Source organism: Chryseobacterium sp. Leaf405 (genome assembly GCF_001425355.1).
Classification (GTDB): Bacteria; Bacteroidota; Bacteroidia; order Flavobacteriales; family Weeksellaceae; genus Chryseobacterium.
In genome coordinates this window covers 167,448-186,109 of the sequence record NZ_LMQN01000001.1, presented here as the reverse complement: position 1 = coordinate 186,109, position 18,662 = coordinate 167,448, and the positions used below count along the sequence as shown (strand labels likewise).

10 protein-coding genes are annotated in these 18,662 nt (G+C 34.6%); 6 read left to right on the top strand and 4 right to left on the bottom strand.

Annotated features, from left to right (window positions below; translation table 11 throughout):
- Positions 1 to 640: 640 nt before the first annotated feature.
- The 3 genes from ASG22_RS00850 to ASG22_RS00840 all read right to left on the bottom strand — a co-directional run bounded on the left by ASG22_RS00850 (position 641) and on the right by ASG22_RS00840 (position 5,246).
- Positions 641 to 2,116 carry a serine hydrolase gene (locus ASG22_RS00850; protein WP_082504885.1) on the bottom strand — a complete coding sequence of 492 codons (1,476 nt, stop codon included), beginning with the start codon at positions 2,114 to 2,116 and terminating at the stop codon, positions 641 to 643.
- 604 nt (positions 2,117 to 2,720) lie between these two features.
- A complete protein-coding gene (locus tag ASG22_RS00845; RefSeq protein ID WP_055979113.1) occupies positions 2,721 to 4,094 on the bottom strand; it encodes a hypothetical protein in 1,374 nt (457 codons plus the stop codon).
- A 651-nt stretch (positions 4,095 to 4,745) separates the two neighbouring features.
- Complete coding sequence (locus ASG22_RS00840) at positions 4,746 to 5,246, bottom strand: nuclear transport factor 2 family protein (RefSeq protein ID WP_055979110.1); 501 nt, start codon at positions 5,244 to 5,246, stop codon at positions 4,746 to 4,748.
- Positions 5,247 to 6,669: 1,423 nt separating this feature from the next.
- On the opposite strand from ASG22_RS00840, the gene ASG22_RS00825 reads away from it, so the two are divergent.
- The 6 genes from ASG22_RS00825 (at position 6,670) to ASG22_RS00800 (ending at position 17,625) form a co-directional block, all read left to right on the top strand.
- Positions 6,670 to 7,113: a RadC family protein gene (locus ASG22_RS00825; protein WP_055980216.1), complete on the top strand. Its 444-nt coding sequence runs from the start codon at positions 6,670 to 6,672 to the stop codon at positions 7,111 to 7,113.
- Positions 7,114 to 7,171: 58 nt separating this feature from the next.
- Positions 7,172 to 8,284, top strand: coding sequence for a DUF3945 domain-containing protein (locus ASG22_RS00820; RefSeq protein ID WP_055979101.1), 1,113 nt, complete (start codon positions 7,172 to 7,174; stop codon positions 8,282 to 8,284).
- A gap of 295 nt (positions 8,285 to 8,579) precedes the next feature.
- Positions 8,580 to 10,121 (top strand): T9SS type A sorting domain-containing protein, encoded by a 1,542-nt coding sequence (locus ASG22_RS00815; protein ID WP_055979098.1) that lies wholly within the window; start codon positions 8,580 to 8,582, stop codon positions 10,119 to 10,121.
- Between the two features lie 9 nt (positions 10,122 to 10,130).
- Positions 10,131 to 13,961 carry a DUF5977 domain-containing protein gene (locus ASG22_RS00810; RefSeq protein WP_055979095.1) on the top strand — a complete coding sequence of 1,277 codons (3,831 nt, stop codon included), beginning with the start codon at positions 10,131 to 10,133 and terminating at the stop codon, positions 13,959 to 13,961.
- 12 nt (positions 13,962 to 13,973) lie between these two features.
- Positions 13,974 to 17,420 (top strand): DUF6443 domain-containing protein, encoded by a 3,447-nt coding sequence (locus ASG22_RS00805; RefSeq protein ID WP_055979092.1) that lies wholly within the window; start codon positions 13,974 to 13,976, stop codon positions 17,418 to 17,420.
- Between the two features lie 4 nt (positions 17,421 to 17,424).
- On the top strand, positions 17,425 to 17,625 hold the full coding sequence (locus ASG22_RS00800; RefSeq protein WP_055979089.1) for a hypothetical protein: 201 nt from the start codon (positions 17,425 to 17,427) through the stop codon (positions 17,623 to 17,625).
- 407 nt (positions 17,626 to 18,032) lie between these two features.
- Here the strand turns inward: ASG22_RS00800 and ASG22_RS00795 are convergent, their stop codons facing one another.
- A complete protein-coding gene (locus tag ASG22_RS00795) occupies positions 18,033 to 18,587 on the bottom strand; it encodes a recombinase family protein (RefSeq protein WP_055979086.1) in 555 nt (184 codons plus the stop codon).
- Positions 18,588 to 18,662: the final 75 nt, after the last annotated feature.

The following is an 18,662-nucleotide window of genomic DNA, read 5'->3' as shown; positions in this document are numbered from 1 at the left end:
TAACAAATTTATAAAAAGAGTCAGTATAAAACTGATATTTGATGATTTTAATTGAATCATCGTACTTTTTTTGTGAAGTTGAATGATAGGATCAAAAATTTCTTCAAGGCTTTTCTCTATGCTTTTAAATTATGTGGATAGTATTTTATCGTCTGGATCATATTTTATGGATCTGAGAAAAATATTCACTAATCCAATCAAAAAGTTTTGTTCGAGGATACTGTTCCCGTTACATATTCAACTTACACTCAACTCAGGTCATATTCAAATGGACATACATCATCATTGTAGATGTTTATCATTGTTTAAAATGAAGTACTGAATTCAACTATTATTCTCTGACAGTTATAGCTATTGAACCGATTTCTTTACTTTTAAAACCTCCACAACATTCTTTTTATTGACTTTTCATAAACAGATCATATTTCAAGCTATCCTGATTTCCTGTGAGGCGGACTGATTTTCTATAGCAAATATATACCGTGGTCTCTGCGGAAAAAATCTTTTTGGGTATCCGGAATGAGGGATTCCAGAACCTCCGCAAAAATATTTCAGGCTTTTATCAATGTTCTTTTTTATTGTTTTCAGGGGATTGATTGCAGTTTTCCTTGTTCCTGTATGAATGAAAGATAAACTTTAATTATTTTTTGTTTTCTAAAAATTGTCGGGCATTGCTGTTGGCAGGATTCAGTTCAAGCGATTTTCTGTAATTGATGATGGCTTCCTTACGATTTCCAGTCAATTCAAGTGTTTCAGCATAGCTGTCGTAGACATTTGCACTTTTAGGATACAATAAAGTATTAAATTGGAAAACTTCTAACGCCTCATTTTTCTTATTCTGCTCTAAGAGTTGATATCCCCAGGAATTGATCTCATCTTCAGACAAATGATAATCTTTATTCCTGCGCTTAATGTCTGAGTAAATGTTAAGACTGTTTTTAAATTTGCTGCGGATTAGTTGCTGACGTAATTGTTTAAGGTTTTTGGTCAGTCCGAAACCGTTTTTAATCTTCATGTCAGAAAAATAAAATCCTGCAATCTCGTCAATGAACCACTCTGGATTGGAACCCTGCAGATTGGTCAGAATAACGATTGAGAGTTCATCGTTAGGATAAACAAACAATGCCGACCGCATACCGCCGACAGGAGCTGCTGCCGGATGTTCATCTCTGACCACTGTCGGCCATCCTAAAGCGTAACCATTGGTGAGTTTGTTAAAGCCATCAATATGACCGTCGTTAAGTTTGACAGAGGTGAACAGCTCAGTCACACTGGTTTTATTTCTTAAAAGTTTTCCGTTTTGCAATGCGATCAGCCATTTTGCAAGATCATCCGAGTTGGAAATAATGCCTGTTGCAGTTCTGAAGAATATTGGGAAAGAGGCAAAGGCATTATGCAGTTTTCCGTCATTGATCCATTTACCGTCAACATTGACAATTGTAGAGTATGCACCTGCGTTATTTGGGATGATATCATTAGAATCACCGGACTGTGTAAAACCCATGTCTGCAACCTTAAATTGGTTTTCTTCTATAAACTTTGTAAAATGTTGACCGCTTAGCTTAGTGATGATCCTCCCAAGAATGTAATAGCCCGTCTGATTGTAACTGAATCTTTCTCCCGGTTTGAATTCCATCGGCAGTTTTTTCACCATTTCCCAATTGTTTTCTTCTGTGCCATCGCCGATAACCTGTTCTTTCTCATTGATGTTGTTGGGAAGTCCGGAGATGTTGCCCAACAATTGACGAAGGGTAATTACCCGCCATTCATTTGGAATATCACCGATGTACTGGGAGATTTGATCGTCCACCTTTAATTTCTCCTGCTCCTGTAGTTGCATAATGGCTACACCCACGAAGGCTTTGGTCATCGAATTGATCGAAAATGTGCTTTTGGAGCTTGTGGGTACATTGTGTTCTATATTGGCAAGGCCATAATGGCTTAGTTTTTCCAACTTTCCATTTTTTACAATTGCCAACTGAAGCCCGGGAATCTTCAGCTGCGTCATTTTCTCTTTGATGAAAAGGTCGATGCTATCACTAGGGCTCTGACCAGATAAGTGTTGAGAGAAAGATGTTGCTAGCAGAAACAAAGTAATATAAAGGAAGTTTTTCATAAAATATTCTTTTGGTTCTTATAATGACAACTTAGATTATTAATCTGTTACATTGATGCTAATATACCATAGAAATCTTAATGGTTTTAGTAAACTGTAATTAAGCAACTTATAATTTATATTTTTTTATGAATAATTAATGCTTGATCCTGCCTGATAATTAATTATCTATTATTGATTAATTCGAAATCTTTCAAGGAAGCGATCTCAATGTTCATTAGCTATATAAGGTCTTTCGTGATTTTCTATAGCAAATATATTCCGTGGTCTCTGCGGAAAAAAATCTTTTTGGGTATCCGGGATCGGAGATCCCAGAACCTCCGCAAAAATATTTCAGGCTTTCATCAATGTTCTTTCTTATTGTTTTCTAGGAATTGATCGCAGTTTTCCTTGCGCCTGCCTGAATGTTAATCCGCATAGAAAAAGTCAGAAACCTCACAAGATGCAAATGCAGTTCATTGAAATTTTGATCCTTATTATTCTCTTGGAATACTCATTTAATATAATGTGCGCCTAAGTAAAAGAATACAATACGTCAAGATGTCCTTTACACTTTCCAATCTTTAGATTTTAAATTTAATGCAGGAAATCATCAATAGTGATTCTATTCAAGCGTTGATAAAAATTTATTAAGAGATGATTTCTTTTGGTTAATAATAATTAGTTGGCTTTTGTCCTCCAATAGGATCTTGTGGACAAACTCTTTGTCTGAAACGTATTTCCATTTTTTCAGTTCTGTAAACTCACTTTTTATCAGACTCAGTTTTTGTGGATTGTTTTTTGAGACGATGATTATTTTGGTCAATGGCGTTTTTTTCATCTTTTCGATACTGTTAGGAGATATTTCTGTTTCATTTTCTTCCATAGACCGATAACGAAACTTTCGGCGTATGGCAGTAAAATCATTTTTGTTTTCAGAAATGACATACCTGTAACTCATTATATTTTCAGGTTCATTGATCCAGCTGGGGAAATTAATTTCATACAGATGGATGTACTGATCCACAAAATTCTTATCAATAGACTTTTTTTCAATAATATATTCCTTTACCAAAGGATATATTTTCTTTGCCATTAAGTCGATATATTTATGGAAATACCAATCATTGGCATCCGGTTTCCTATTTAGAGTCTCATAAACATAGCCATTTCCTAAGGCTGTAGCCAAGACCTCATTCATTAGGAGATAGGCATAGTTGCTGTATTTTGAAGGGTTTTTTTTGAAAGTTTCATCAATTTGAACTTTAACCTCAAGAGGTTCTTCGTTGTAAATGATGTGATAAGTTTCGTGAAGCATAACACTGAAGAGGTCTTTATAATCTTTTAAATTGGTTTGAATGGCACTGATAAAGTTGTTGTAAAATGCCTGTGCTGTAAAATACTCTGAATTTGGAAAAGGATAGAATGCGATCTCAAATGGAATAGATGGATCCCAGCTCGAATTGTAAAATAATAATCCTGTCTCAAAGTAATTTTCAAGCTGGTGGTTATTGGCGTAGTCTGTGATTTCAGCTAATTGTTTTTCAAATTTTTGCTTATTAGGTTGATAGATAAGCTCATTGTATACCGGTGTAAACGCTGTTATATACGTTGTCAGATAATTCAAAACATTGTTTGGGACAATACCTATGGACCGGAGTTTAAAATCATTGAGATTTTTAGTTTCCATAAGATTCTTTTTTAAGATATCTCTTGATTGCATCGGTGTCTTAGACGCATAGGGAAACTCTTCAAATTGATAACTGTAATCAATGGCAAGTTTTTCAAATTTAGAGATCAGGTTTTTATATTCTTCAGTATTATATTTTGATCTTTCGAATTCAGTTTTGAAAACATTTTCAGGATAATTTTCAGAAAGGTTTTGTATAAAGATAAAAACTGCTAACGGTTCAGAATATTTAATGTTAAAATCAATTTTCTGTCCCCATAAAAATGGTGTTAAAAATAGAAGGATAGTGCTTATCAGTTTATTCTTCATAGGATAATTATTTTAATCTCAGTATTTTGTTACTTCACAAATATACAAAGACTTAGAAGTATTTTATCGTACCATAAGCTTGTGGATGATGAATAGTAAAGGGGAAAAATGTTCTGATTTTTTTATTTCTTTTATACTTCGCTGTTGCAAAGTTGTATCAATAATTGCCATCCTAATGATCTTTATTATCACAAAATATAAATCAGCAATCAAAGAATCAATGATCAAAGAAAATCGAATTTCAATATTGCATGTAAGGCTACCTGATTTTCTATAACAAATACATTCCGTTAGTAATAATTGCATTTAAATAAATCTGTATTTATTATAGTTAATTTTCATCACATTTATAGCTGCCTTGGTCACATCTTTTGATTCTCCATAGAAAACTATTATATATTTGTTCAAAATAGTACAATGAAAATCAAATGACGGGTATATGAGATGGTTTTTGTAACGCTTTGCGCGGTAATGGCAATTATCATTTTACTTATTAGGGCAAGTGATGTTACTGATATGCCTGCCTATCCGGAAATGCAGAGACTTTTCCTAAAATCGGCAAGATCCTATTCATTCTGGAAGAATGAAATGCTGCCTAAAATTGCTGTGATCTTGCTTTATCTTTTGTGTTATTTTTTGGTGAATCTTCTATCAGTCATGTCCATAACTAATTACTCTTGATAACTTCCACCCTTCATTTTTCTTCTGCCAAACGTGAACAAATTTATATGTTCCGCCAATTTTCTCTATTCCCTCTTTCGTCCTATGATAAAAACGGTGCTTCCCAATTTCAATAGCTCCATAATCTTTAATTGGATAAACTTCTAAGCTGCCCTTTACAAGTTCCCGGCGTAGATGTAAGTCTGTTTTGCAATTATCCGTAAATGATTGTAACTCATTTTTAAGTGAAATAGTCAATCCACCTTTGTCGTGATAAAACTCCAAATCGTCAGTAAAGAATTTTTTGTAAGATGATGTATCACAATTATTAAAGGCCTTAAATAAAGAACTGTCTACCGAAAAAATTTCTTTATATAAATTAGTGGACGCTTCACTTCTTTTAGTTGAATTTGATTTGCCAACCTGCTGAGCAAAGATTGAAATAGAAAAAAAGTTTATGAGAAAAAAAAGTCCGAAATATTTATTTGTCATTTTTTTGTTTTGCTAATTATATACTAAATGGTTGATTTATTCATGGCAGGTAACTTTTGGCTTTATGAATTGCATCAGTCTAATCTATAATAATTTCGTAAAATTATTTATGTTACTAATATAAAAATTTATTCGATAATTTGATTATTAAATTCTACGCATCCTTTTTTGTGAGTTTAAAGCTTTTGAGAGTTTAAATATTCTAAATAATCTGCTCCAATTCTCATTTTAGCATATATAGAAATTCTATTTTCAATAGATGTAACTTGGAACTTATTAGAAAATTGATTTCTCTTCTTTTGGAACTTAAATAGTAAAAAATAACATCCATCTTAAATTACTTCCTCCTTGAAATCTTGCTCTGGAAACTTCTAAATCAAGCCAATTGTTCCACATTGTAGATAAATTAAGATAAGGTATCTTTTTCCCACAATGTGGGTCTTTGTATAAATATAATCGACACTTTATTTTGAAATAAATTTTCTATTGGTTGCCGTTTTTTTAATGATTTGCGCTTTTGAAATATTTTTTTTATAAAATATTCAATTTCTCTTTTTTTGCTTCTCGTATTTTTTAAAACGTAGCTTAAAATAATACATTACATCGACATCAACGTGTCTCAGTGCAATTCTATCTCCGATTGAAAAAATATGCAAGGTTTTGAAAGTGGCTTCCAGCGGATATTTCAAATGGAAAAGCAGACCAAAATCTAAACGTTTGCTTTTGAAAGAAAAAATAAAAAGGAGATTTGCTCGATTTATTTTTTAAGATTTTAGTAGTAATACTTTGCGACAATTTAGAAACTTGTTGAATCGTTTGGGCCTGAATCTCATTACATACAATTAAAAAGATGATTGTTGCTACAATTTTAATTTTCATTTCTTTTTGGATTAACAATAATAAGCAGGTCATTTCAACTGCCACGATTCGTCGTGAGGCTACCTGATTTTCTGTAGCAAATATATTCCGTTGTCACTGCGGAAAAAAATCTTTTTGGGTATCCGGGATCGGAGATCCCGGAGCCTCCGCAAAAATATTTCAGGCTTTCATCAATGTTCTTTCTTATTGTTTTCAAGGTATTGATTGCAGTTTTCCTTGTGCCTGCCTGAATGGTTATCCGCATAGAAAAAGTCAGAAACCTCACAAGATGCAAATGCAGTTCATTGAAATTTTGATCCTTATTATTCTCTTGGTATAAATCATCTCATCAGATGTTGGTATAAATCAATTGATCACATTCTTACAAATCGATTGATCAGATTCTTTTATAAACCAATTCTTCAGATGTTAGTATAAATCAATTTATCAAATAATATGACCAGGTAAAAGATAGAAAAGTCAAAATTTCCTTCAAGCTGCAATTCACAGGTTTTTAATGTAAGTGCGGGAAAAACAGGTCTCCGCCGTACTCGGAGCAGGACATATGAAATTCAATATTGTAAACGAAATTAAATTGAGCTATTCAAGAAAGGGAAATTGTGAAAGGTCTATATCGTCATCACGAGATGCGGTGGATGTTTTCATGGCACATTTTGATGCTGAGCAAATGGATTATAGGGAATCTTTCTTTGCTCTGTACCTGGATCAGGCAAATAAGGTCTTGGGTATTAAGAAAATATCTGAATGCGGGATTTCTTCAACATTGGTGGATGTCCGCATCATTATGCAGGCGGCTCTTCTTTGCAATGCTTCAGGAATTATCGTAGCTCACAATCATCCTTCGGGAAATTTAAAACCTTCTGGTTGTGATATTAAAATGACCGCAAAAATCAAAGAGGCGGCAAAAATATTCGATATGTCTTTGCTGGATCATGTGATTTTGACGTCGGATTCGCATTTTTCTTTTGCGGATGATGGAATAATCTAAATAATACTGAGTGTGTTAAAAAACAACAATAATTAAAATAACTAATAAAATCATCATCATGAAAAACATTGGAAATCATACAGCAGTCTCAGAAGTCAGTACTTTATTGGTACTTCGTCACAGTAATAATTCTGTCGGAATTGTACAGGCGGTCAATCGATCCGGAAATCTCGTAGACGTTCAGCCTGACCGCACAAAAGTTGATACGGTTATGCGGATCGATTCGTCGGAAAGTTCTTTTACGGACTTCTACTCAGATTTTTATCATCAGCTCAAAGATCCTTCTGAATATTCATTTTTTAAAGTGAGGGAATTTGAGGCGCAGGAAACAGCGAAAGGTTTGCAGAAGTATATTGATGATTCATCGGATGTTGAAAGACAAGATTTAAAAAAGTTTGAAGTTTCAATTGAAGCGGTTGAAACTGCCAGAAATCAGAAGTCTGCTGAAAGGGAATCTTCTGTTTTGAAGGATGGGTCGAGTAATGGGTCATCTACGATTAGTAATCGTTCGCATTACCGCTATCAGATCGAGGATGTTCCGTGGGGTACGATGGCTGAAATAGGTCTTGATCGAGAAAAGTTGGAAGAGATAGGGGTGTTGGATACTCTGTTGAAAGGGTATAAGACACCGATGTTGATTCCGATTCTTTTTAATGATGGAGAAGCGGTAAGCGAGATTGATGCACGGTTGCAGTTAAGAATTGATGATGATGGAGAATTGGTTGTTAAGGTGCATCGGGTTTGTAAGAAAGTGGATTTCAGAAAGAAGTTTAAGGGGCATAAGTTTACAAGAGAGGATAGGGTCAATCTTTTAAATTCGGGGAATATGGGTAGAGTGGTGGAGCTTATTGATAAGGTTACAGGTGAGATAATTCCTTCACTGATAAGTTTGGACAGGCTGACCAATGAACTGATCTCTTTGAGTATGGAATTTGTAAGGATTCATGATTTTCTTTGCAGTGTGAGATTGGATTTGGAGCAAAAACAGGTGCTTCGTGATGGGAAACCTTTAGTTATTGAAAATATGGTGTCGAAAAAAGGAAAGTTATTTTCTGCAACGGTGCAGCTCAATGCGGATAGGCAATGGGTGGAGTTTTTGTTTGAGAATAAGTGTAGAAGGGGTCAGCTCACGAAACGGAAAACATTTAGGGTTAAGGATGAAATCTATTGATTTTAAAATTCCAATAGATTATAATTATAACACACCTATTTTGCTGAATGTTTGGTGTGCAAAATACAAGAAAGCCCCAGAATCACTATTTTATTTACATTCCTTTCCAACCTTTTTGTTTTTTATGCATTTTTATATAAAGCGACATGATTTGTCGCTTTGTGATATTACTTTTGCTAAAAGATGATTCAATTCATATTAAAAGTAATTAATAAATCTTAAAGATGTGAGGTAAAAGCGATACTTTTGCAGCGATTTAAAAATTAATAATTAACCACTCAATATAAACACGGGAATGAACAAATTCTATACAGGTGCACTGTTCTTGGGCACTGTCTTGGGCTTATCGGCTCAGGAAGTTTTGTGGCAGAAGGATATTGAATCCTCGACTCAGGATTTCCTTTCGCAGGTGACCACTACGATCGACCAGCAGTATTTAATAACAGGAAGCTCCATTCAAAGCAATAAGCTTCAAGCAGACAGCAAACAAAACAACGGGTACGATTTCCATTTAGTAAAACTCAACCAACAGGGAGAAGAAGTCTGGGAAAAGTATTTCTCAGGAAAGAATCACGATTTTCTATCGGCTACGGTGAGTACTCAGGAAGGAGGGTTTTTACTTTCCGGAACGAGCTATTCAGGAAAAGGGCTGGATAAAAAAGAAGATTCCAAAGGCGGATCAGACATCTGGCTGATCCGAATCAACGAATTCGGGGACGAATTATGGCAGAAAACCATTGGAGGAACTTCTGATGAAGAAGCCCGAGCGGTAATTCAGACGACGGATTTGGGATTTTTTGTAGCAGGAAATGTTCAAAACTCTGCTAAAAGTTATGGTTCTAAGGATGTTTTGGTTATACGATTAGACAAGAACGGAAAAGAAGTATCGCAGGTTATTGTAGGCGGAAAAGGCTTGGATGAAGTGGAAAAAATTATTCCCACCAAAGATGGTGGCGCTTTATTAGGGATGTATTCCAGAAGCTCAATTGGAGGATCAAAAAAGACTGAAAATTTTGGTGAGGGAGATTATTGGATCATTAAACTATCCAAAGAAGGAAAAGTAGAATGGGAAAAGAATTTCGGAGGAAAAGGTGACGATCATTTAAGAACCTTGGCTTTGACTTCAACAGGATATTTAATCGGCGGCGAATCAAGGTCGGAAAGATCAGGCAATAAATCGGTTGGTATTGAAGAAGGAACCGACTTATGGCTGATTTCACTCAATGAAAGAGGTGAAGAAATCTGGCAGAAATCCTACAATTTCAAAAACAGGGATGTACTCATGGGAATGAGCGTGATTCATTCTTCAGATGCTCAATCTTCAAAAGGAATTCTGTTGGGAGGCTACACGCAGGCAGAAGGCAGAACTGAAACCGACGATGAAACTTTTTGGATGTTGTATCTGGATCAAAACGGCGAAGAGCAGTGGCGAAAACACGTAAAAGGAGAATCCAGAAAGCGTGAAGAACGATTATCTGATATAAAATTAAACAAAGATGGTTCGATTATTTTGGCAGGAACCAGCGCAGAAGAACTCGGAAAAGAAAACTGGAAGATCGTCAAACTGGGCGACAAGCAGCTTGATCAGTTGATCGAGAAACAGGATATCAAGATTTATCCGAACCCTGTCTCTGATTATGCCTATGTAGAAATCGGCTTTGATTTCAAGGAAGCGGATATTACGCTGTATGACCTGGGTGGAAGACAGTTTTACACGATGAAAACGAAGAATAAAATCACTAAAATAAATACGCAGGCTTTAATTCAAGGAGCTTATCTGGTGGTGATTAAGACGGATGACAACAAAACGGCGAATGCAAAATTAATTAAGAAATAAAAACATATTATGAAAAGAATACCATTATTAATATTCATATTATCAACTGCAAAGCTTTTATCACAAAATGATCAAAACTATTTGAATCCAAATAGTCAATTGTTATTATCTCCAGATGTAAGCGCATTTCAACGTTACAATTTAACGGATATAAACCTTTATAATGGAAAAATTGATTTAAGTATACCATTATATGAAATAAAAACTGGAGGTATTGATATTCCAATAACTCTTACTTATAATTCGGGAGGGATTAGAGTTGATAATATTTCTTCAAGTGTAGGAATGGGTTGGAACTTAAATGCAGGCGGAAATATTATTAGGCAAATGAAAGATTTGGATGATCATGATTTAACTCTTGGTCCAGGTCTTCCTGGACCCACCAACAAGCCTTATATCTCAAAAAAAGGATGGTTTATGGAGTTCACAGATATTTCATCAGTTGGAAATACGAATGGACTTAATTTATCTTACTCTAAAACAGATGCTTCGCCTGATCTTTTCACAGCTTTCGCACCAGGGCTGAAAAGTAATTTTTATTTATCTTATCTTGATCGTGGAACACCTAATAATTATCATACGAATGTAAGTACTTACAATATCAATTTTCTTGATGGCAGCGGAGCTAAAGGGCTACCAGTAACAAGAAAGCCTCTCATAAATAATTTGCCGGCATTTGGTTTTTCAGCAGGTGAGGTTTTAAGCACCTACTTTCCATCAAATGTTGGTTATGGAGGTTTTCCGATGGATTATGAAAAGTTTGAATTAATAAATACACAAGGAATTAAATATCATTTCAAAAGCCCTGATATTATAGAAACTATTCCAAGTTTTGCATCATCAACTATCCCTCTTATTGTAACACCTGGTGGATATTCACAACAAACTTATGTAAATTATCAGCAAGCTAAAGCTGGTGGACAATATAGTATAAAAAACAGTGCTTGGCACTTAGATAAAATTGAAGACCCTGCTACCAACAGGAATGTTATATTTAATTACCAGAAATATGCTAAGCCAGATAAAAAAATGGTTCGTGGTAATATTAACACCGTAAAATTGGAGGACGCAATGCCTTTTCTTGGGGGGGCATACAATTATTCTAGAACTAATATGTGTTCTTATGGATTAATCGCTGATTATATTCCTTATCCCGTGTCGAATGAAAACCCTCCAGACGAATGCTTAGTAAAAAATCAATTCTTATATACAAAAGCTCCCCAAACCAATAGAATTTCTTCAATAGAATGGGATAATGGAAAGGTTGATTTCTTTTATGATTTAACCCGGGAAGATGAACTCAATGAAAAGGCATTAACTAAAATTGAAGTGACAATTAATAATAAAAAGTTAAAAACCTTTATTTTTAATTACACATATTTTAATTCAAAAGAAAATTGTTCAGAGTGGCAATGTAAGAGATTAAAGCTTGAGAATATAGATATTATAAACAGCGGAGAAACACAATCAAAACGCTATTATACATTTGAGTATGATTATTCCGTACCACTTCCAAAAGTAAATTCTCTACAGCAGGATTTTTTAGGTTTTTATAATAATCATGGGGTTGAGTTAGAGCCTATTAACATGCATATTCACCCACAAATACAGAAGAGCCCCAATTTATATTATAGGAGAGATGCTGGTAAACTTGCTATAGCACCATTTCCTGTACTTAGTTCACCATTCATAGTACCTTCTATGTTAATACCTGGAGACTACAGTCTTGGTGCAAATAACTATGCTCTTACCGGTATACTAAAAAAAGTGATTAACCCACTAGGCGGATTCAATGAATACGAATACGAATTAAATGACTTTTTTGAAACCGACATATTTGGTACAATTCAAGGAGGAGGAGCTAGAATAAAAAGTCAAATTATTAATGACGGAGAAAAAGAAAGGTTTATTAAATATGAATATAAATTAGCCAATGGTCGTACATCAGGAAAGATTACGGGAATCCCTGTGTATGGGGCTGCATTAGCTTATGATCCCAAGAGAGATAATAATAATGTTTCATTCGTTGTCTATACAAATAACAAAGAGAATATTGAACTGACCAATAATGGATATATTGGGTATACTAGGGTTATAGAAAGAGAAGAAGGAAGAGGGTTTACAGAGCATTTATTTTCTTACGGAAATAATGAAGAAGATGTATTACTTCCGCATGATCCTTATAATTATTGTTATAATTTTTTATATAATAATAGTGACTTTAAGTATAAACATATTATTAATAATGATATCCTTCGAGGAAAAATTTTAGAAAAAAATGAATATAATGAGTTAGGTAATAAAGTTAAGCAGCAAAAATATTCTTATACCAAAACTGTTTTAAATGATTTACCTCTGTCCTATCAAAATACGATGTTTCAGCCATTAGGGATTGTTAATTATGGTAGTTTGAATAGTAATTATATTGCAAATATTGCAAGACACCAATTTACATCTAACCTTCGAAGTGAGAGATATTTGTTGACTGAAATAAAAGAGACAAACTTTTTAACAGTTGGAAATATGGAATCCACAACAAATTTTTTATATGATCCAATCTATCCTTTCATTAAAACTAAAACGGTTAATGGAAGTGATTCTACTATTAATCAGATATCTTCGCTCTATGCTCACGATACTGGTAATCAGACTATGATTACAGCCAATATGTTGAACATACCACTAGTTATAACAAATAATTTGACTAAAAACTCAACCACAAAAGAAATTTCGAAAGTCGAAAAAATCTTCGGTAAAAATCAGGATACTTCAAACCTGATATTACCCACGTCAGTTATTGAGTATAATAAAGATAGTTCACAAACAACGGCAATAAGTTATGATAAATACGACAATAAAGGTAATTTATTACAATATACTACTCTAAATGGAGTTCCTACAGTATATATATGGGGATATGGGCAAACACTCCCTATTGCTAAGATAGAAGGGGTAACCTATGGACAATTAATGCAGAAGTTTAATCTTAATCCTAACGATAACCAAGCATATTTAAATTTAGAGATTGTACAAAAATCTAATGTAGATTTAGATGCTAATTCAGAAGCTACCTTATTAAATTCTTTAAAGAGTTTCCGTTCAGCGATCGATTTTCAAAACCATAGAACAACAACTTATACACATAATCCATCAATTGGTGTAACCAATATGATTTTACCCAATAATTCAAAAGAATCCTTTGCTTATAACAATGAGGATAAACTGGAAAAAATATTTGATAATTCAGGTAAAATAATGAAAGAATATTTTTATCATAGGGTTCCTAATCGACTTCAGGAAAAGTTCTATAATAGAAAACAAGAGCAAATATTTTACAAAACCGATTGTCCGCCAGGATATACTGCTGATGGATATAATTATACTGTTCCAGCCGGAAAATATGTATCCAGTATAAGTTTGGTAGACGCTAATCAACAAGCATTGAATGAAATACAAATGAATGGTCAAAATAGTGCAAATGCATTAGGAACATGTGTTTATACATCGTGCCCTTTTACCCCTCAAAATACTTTACATTCTATTACATCAGCAGTACAAAAAATTATTAATACTGATAATGTTCAAGCTACAATTAATATTCCTGCTTTTGCTAATCCTGGGACAGACTGGTCTGGGGTACTTATTGGAGGGATAGGGGGCAGCTGTAAGCTCCAAGCATCACAAAATGTATTATTAACTATAGAAAATGGAAGAACATGGAGAGTCCTGATGATTGATAGTGGTCTCCTTTTCATTCAGCTGGTCAATGGAACAGTTGGTAGTACAGATATCATTAATTTAAATTTCTCATATAATGTTAATGATACAAATACTCCTTAACAAAATACTAATATGAAAAAACTATTAATATCTATAGGAACTTTACTTATTGCAGGTTTAGTTCAAGCACAATTAACAGGAACAGAGAACTATATACAAAGTAGAGTTTATTTGGAGCCTGTTACTACAAGTAGCTCTGCGGCTAAAAAAATTGAAACTGTTCAGTATTTTGATGGTCTGGGAAGACCCAAGCAGATCGTGAATGTAAAAGCCACTCCTTCAGGTAAGGATTTGGTTACTACGATTCCTTATGACGGATTCGGGAGACAGGTAGATTCCTGGCTTCCGGCACCGATGAATACTTTAAACGGAGCCATTCAATCAGGAGTTGATGGTGCGGCGCAGACCTTTCATAATGATCCACGAGCTTTCACACATCAGAACCTGGAAAATTCGCCCTTGGACAGGGTTCTTTCACAGGTGCAGCCGGGAACTCCATGGGAGCAGCATCCCGTTCAGTTCGGATATGAAGCCAATGCGAACGGGGAAGTTAAAAAATATATTGCTACCTTCAACTATAGTACTTTTAGTGCAGAGCTCACTGTTTCTACGACAGGATATGCAGCCAATCAACTGTATAAAAATCCGGTGACCGATGAAGACGGAAATCAGACTATAGAATTTAAGAACGGAAGAGGACAGGTTCTGTTGGTAAGAAAAGTACTTAGTGCTACTGCAAATGCAGATACGTATTATGTTTATAATGATTATAACCAATTGGCTTATGTCATTCCACCCAAAGCAGCCATTGCAGCAGATCCTAATACGGTGCTTAACGACCTTTGCTATCAATACAAATATGATGGCAGAGACCGTTTGGTTGAAAAAAAGCTTCCCGGTAAAGGCTGGGAATACATGGTGTATGATAAAGCCAATCGTTTAATTTTATCTCAGGATATTATTCTGAAAGGACAAGGAAAATGGCTGATCACCAAATACGACCAGTTCGGAAGGATTGTCTATACCGGTTTTTTAGGAACCGGAGGGGAAAGGGCAGCAAGGCAAAATGAGATTAATAACTTGGTGATTACCGAAAGCAGAAATGCAACAGGGTTTACCCGAAATGGGATGACTGTTTATTATACCGATGGTTATTTTGCAGGAGAAATTACAACTATTTTGAGTGTTAATTATTACGACACGTATCCTTCATACAGCTTCAATCCTACTTTCCCTACTGATATTATAGGTCAGCCTACCTTAATGGACAATGCTTCCACAGATGGAGTAAGTACCAAAAGCCTTCCGGTAATGAGTTTGGTAAAGAATATCGAAGATGACAACTGGACGAAGAATTATATCTATTACGATAAAAAAGGAAGAACCATCGGAAATTATTCTATCAATCATTTAGGAGGATATACAAGAACAGAATCTCTATTGGACTTTGCGGGAATGTCGCAGAGAACCAATACCTATCATCGCAGGCTCGCAGGTGATGTTGAAAAATTTATAACCGAAGGTTTTATCTATGATTCCCAAAACAGGCTTTTACAGCATTATCATAAAGTAGATAATAATCCGGAGGTTGTGTTGGGAGATTATGCCTACAACGAGTTGTCACAGTTAAGAACTAAAAGCGTCGGAAGCGGTCTTCAAAGTATCGAATATCAATATAATATCCGAGGTTGGATGACCAAGATTAATGATCCTGCTAATCTTAACGGAAAGCTGTTTGGATATAATATAAAGTACAACAATCCGGAATCTTCAACTATTACTCCGGGCAGATTTAATGGTAATATCGCAGAAATTGACTGGAAGAACTCTTCAGAAGATGTTTTGAAAAGATATAATTATGAATATGATGCTCTTAACAGACTAAAAAATGCTTTTTATAAGGAACCTACAACAGGTAATTCGACTTATTTTGATGAATATCTTACCTATGATCTGAACGGAAACATAGCGACACTGAAGAGAACTGCTCCCCAAGTAAACTCACCAACAGCCACATTGATTGATAATCTTGAGTATCAATATGCGGGAAACCGTCTTACCAAGGTTATTGAAAATATACCTAACAGCACAGGTTATGAAGGAGGAAATAATACGATTGATTATGATTTAAACGGAAGCATGATTAATATGAAAGATAAGGGTATTGGTTCCATTACTTACAATCATTTGAGTTTACCGGATGTGTATTCAATTAGTCAAACAGACCCATTTTTGGGCACAAATATAAGTTTTGGTTTAAATTATTTATACAGAGCAGATGGTGTTAAAGTTCGGAAAACACAAAGTTCTGGCGGAGGAAGAGGTCAATCAACGACTTATAACTATACCGATTATTTGGATGGTTTTCAATATAGTTTTTTAGAAACCATACAACCATGTCTGTGGTGTAGAACAAGTGTAGCCTATGAACAGGAAGCTTTCTTGGATCCGATTATTTTAGATCCGCCACCACCTTTGGGTTGGATATTGGATTTTGTACCCACGGCAGAAGGATTTTACAGCTTTAAAGAAAATCGCTATATTTATCAGTACAAAGACCATTTAGGAAATGCGAGGGTGAGTTTCGGAAAAGATGCAGACGGTAATCTTGAAATTACAGATGTTAATAACTATTATGCTTTTGGGATGAATCATATTGGAGGAACTAAATCTCTTTTAGGAGGTTATCGTAATTATAAATACAACGGGAAGGAACTTCAGGAGACTGGAATGTATGATTACGGGGCAAGATTCTATATGCCGGATATCGGAAGATGGGGTGTTGTAGATCCGCTGGCGGAGAAGATGACAAGACACAGTCCTTATAATTATGCGTTTAATAATCCAATACGTTTTATTGATCCTGATGGTAGAGAGGGAGAAGATTGGTTCAAAAACTCTTTTGGCGACATGGAGTTTAGAAATGACATTCAGAGTCAACAAGATATGACTGATAAAGGAGTTGAAGGGGAATATGTAGGTGAAACGGCTCAGGTAGGAAATTTAACTTACGCAGCAGATGGAAATGTATATGATGATTCTGCTTCTGGTGGTGGATTACCTGTAGAAAATGGAAAAACTACCGATATTGCGGAAGTTACGATGACTCAAAAACCATCAGCAGCTAGACAGGCTTGGAATTTTGCCTCAGAAAATATTATTTCAAAACCAGTAGAAGGAGTTCAGTTTTTTGGATACTTTTTTTATGGCTTAGGTCAAGTTCCAGGCGAAATGTATAAACAAGGACGAATGGAAAATATTCATGTAAAAATGGATATGACGTTACGTGGATTTAGAAATGGTAATTGGGTAAAGACAATGGAATATGTAGATGGTGAAACTGTAATGTCTGAACAGGAAAAAATGCAAAAAATGGCTATGCCGGGTGTTGATGTAATGACATTGGGTGTTGGGACAAAATTAAATTTAGTAAAAAATACTGCAGCCAATATAGGTCTAAAAATAGGAATTAAAGCAGCTACAAAAACTGCTATTAGTAAAACAATGGAAAATGAATAATTAAATGGGATTGGATATTAATATGATTGCTCTTGTGGGTAGCATAATACGGCTTATATTTATTTATAAATTTAGTATAAAAAAACAAGATTTAGCACATCAGATAGATTTTGACAAAGAAGAAAAAAAAGATATTCTAACCGGTTCAATTGTTATAATAGCATTTATAATTTGGGGAGTATTGGCTTATGTTATTAATTGGTGACCCCTCTTCCCACCCGCACGATTGCATCCTGTGGCAGATAAATAAAAAACCTCGCAAAATGTGGACTGCCCCCAAAAAGTTAGACACTTTTTAGGGGCAGTCCAGCATTGCATGAGCTTTTTGGTCATGTATCAGATTTAGTGATGGGATAATTTAAGTAATTAACATCCTAAAAACCAACTAAAATTAAAATCAAATTAATACAAAACGAGAGCAGGATAACCTGCTCTCGTTTATTTTTGCCGGAAAAAACATCTCTAAGTGATTGAAGATCATTCCTCGTGTATCAGAATTAGTGATATGGATAATTGCAAATATTGCCCGTCTAAAAATATCATTAAAATCTATAATTATCTATATTCCCATCTTGCTGAATGTTTGGTGTATTAACACTCTATTGAATATCCTTAATTCATTATTTGTAAGATCCTATAAATTGTCGCTGGATGAACTTTAAATGTTTCCGCTACCTGTTTAACCGAGCTTCCATTATCTATGAGAGTTTTAACAGCTGCTTTTTGTTCAGAGTTAAATTTTTTAGGTCTTCCGAACTCGATTCCGTTTTGCAAAGCCAGTTTTCTTCCGGCTGATGTTCTTTCAATAATAAGTTCTCTCTCAAACTCAGCAATTCCTGCAAATATCGTCAATATCATTTTACCTCCCGGGCTAATGGAGTCTGCCCAAGATTCTGATAATGATCTGAAAGAAGCTCCTGCCTCATTAATTTTTTCACAGATATTTAAAAGATCTTTGGTCGATCTTGCTAATCTATCCAGTTTATAGATAATAATTTGATCACCTTCCCGGAGCTGCTCAATCATTTTGTCGAGTTCAATTCTTTTAGAATGTATTCCTGAAATTTTTTCTTTAAATATTTTTTTGCAACCCGCATTTTCTAATTGCTTTATTTGTAAATCCAAATTTTGATCTTTGGTTGAAACCCTTGCATATCCTATTTTCATATGAAATATAATTTTTGCAAAAGTTATCGCAAAAAGTTTTATATATGCAAATAAGTTTTGCGAAAATATTTATCT

Bases quoted from the DNA above. Each gene is read 5' to 3' on its own strand.
- ASG22_RS00850 (WP_082504885.1), bottom strand. From the start codon at position 2,116: ATGAAAAACTTCCTTTATATTACTTTGTTTCTGCTAGCAACATCTTTC.
- ASG22_RS00845 (WP_055979113.1), bottom strand. From the start codon at position 4,094: ATGAAGAATAAACTGATAAGCACTATCCTTCTATTTTTAACACCATTT.
- ASG22_RS00840 (WP_055979110.1), bottom strand. From the start codon at position 5,246: ATGACAAATAAATATTTCGGACTTTTTTTTCTCATAAACTTTTTTTCT.
- ASG22_RS00825 (WP_055980216.1), top strand. From the start codon at position 6,670: ATGAAATTCAATATTGTAAACGAAATTAAATTGAGCTATTCAAGAAAG.
- ASG22_RS00820 (WP_055979101.1), top strand. From the start codon at position 7,172: ATGAAAAACATTGGAAATCATACAGCAGTCTCAGAAGTCAGTACTTTA.
- ASG22_RS00815 (WP_055979098.1), top strand. From the start codon at position 8,580: ATGAACAAATTCTATACAGGTGCACTGTTCTTGGGCACTGTCTTGGGC.
- ASG22_RS00810 (WP_055979095.1), top strand. From the start codon at position 10,131: ATGAAAAGAATACCATTATTAATATTCATATTATCAACTGCAAAGCTT.
- ASG22_RS00805 (WP_055979092.1), top strand. From the start codon at position 13,974: ATGAAAAAACTATTAATATCTATAGGAACTTTACTTATTGCAGGTTTA.
- ASG22_RS00800 (WP_055979089.1), top strand. From the start codon at position 17,425: ATGGGATTGGATATTAATATGATTGCTCTTGTGGGTAGCATAATACGG.
- ASG22_RS00795 (WP_055979086.1), bottom strand. From the start codon at position 18,587: ATGAAAATAGGATATGCAAGGGTTTCAACCAAAGATCAAAATTTGGAT.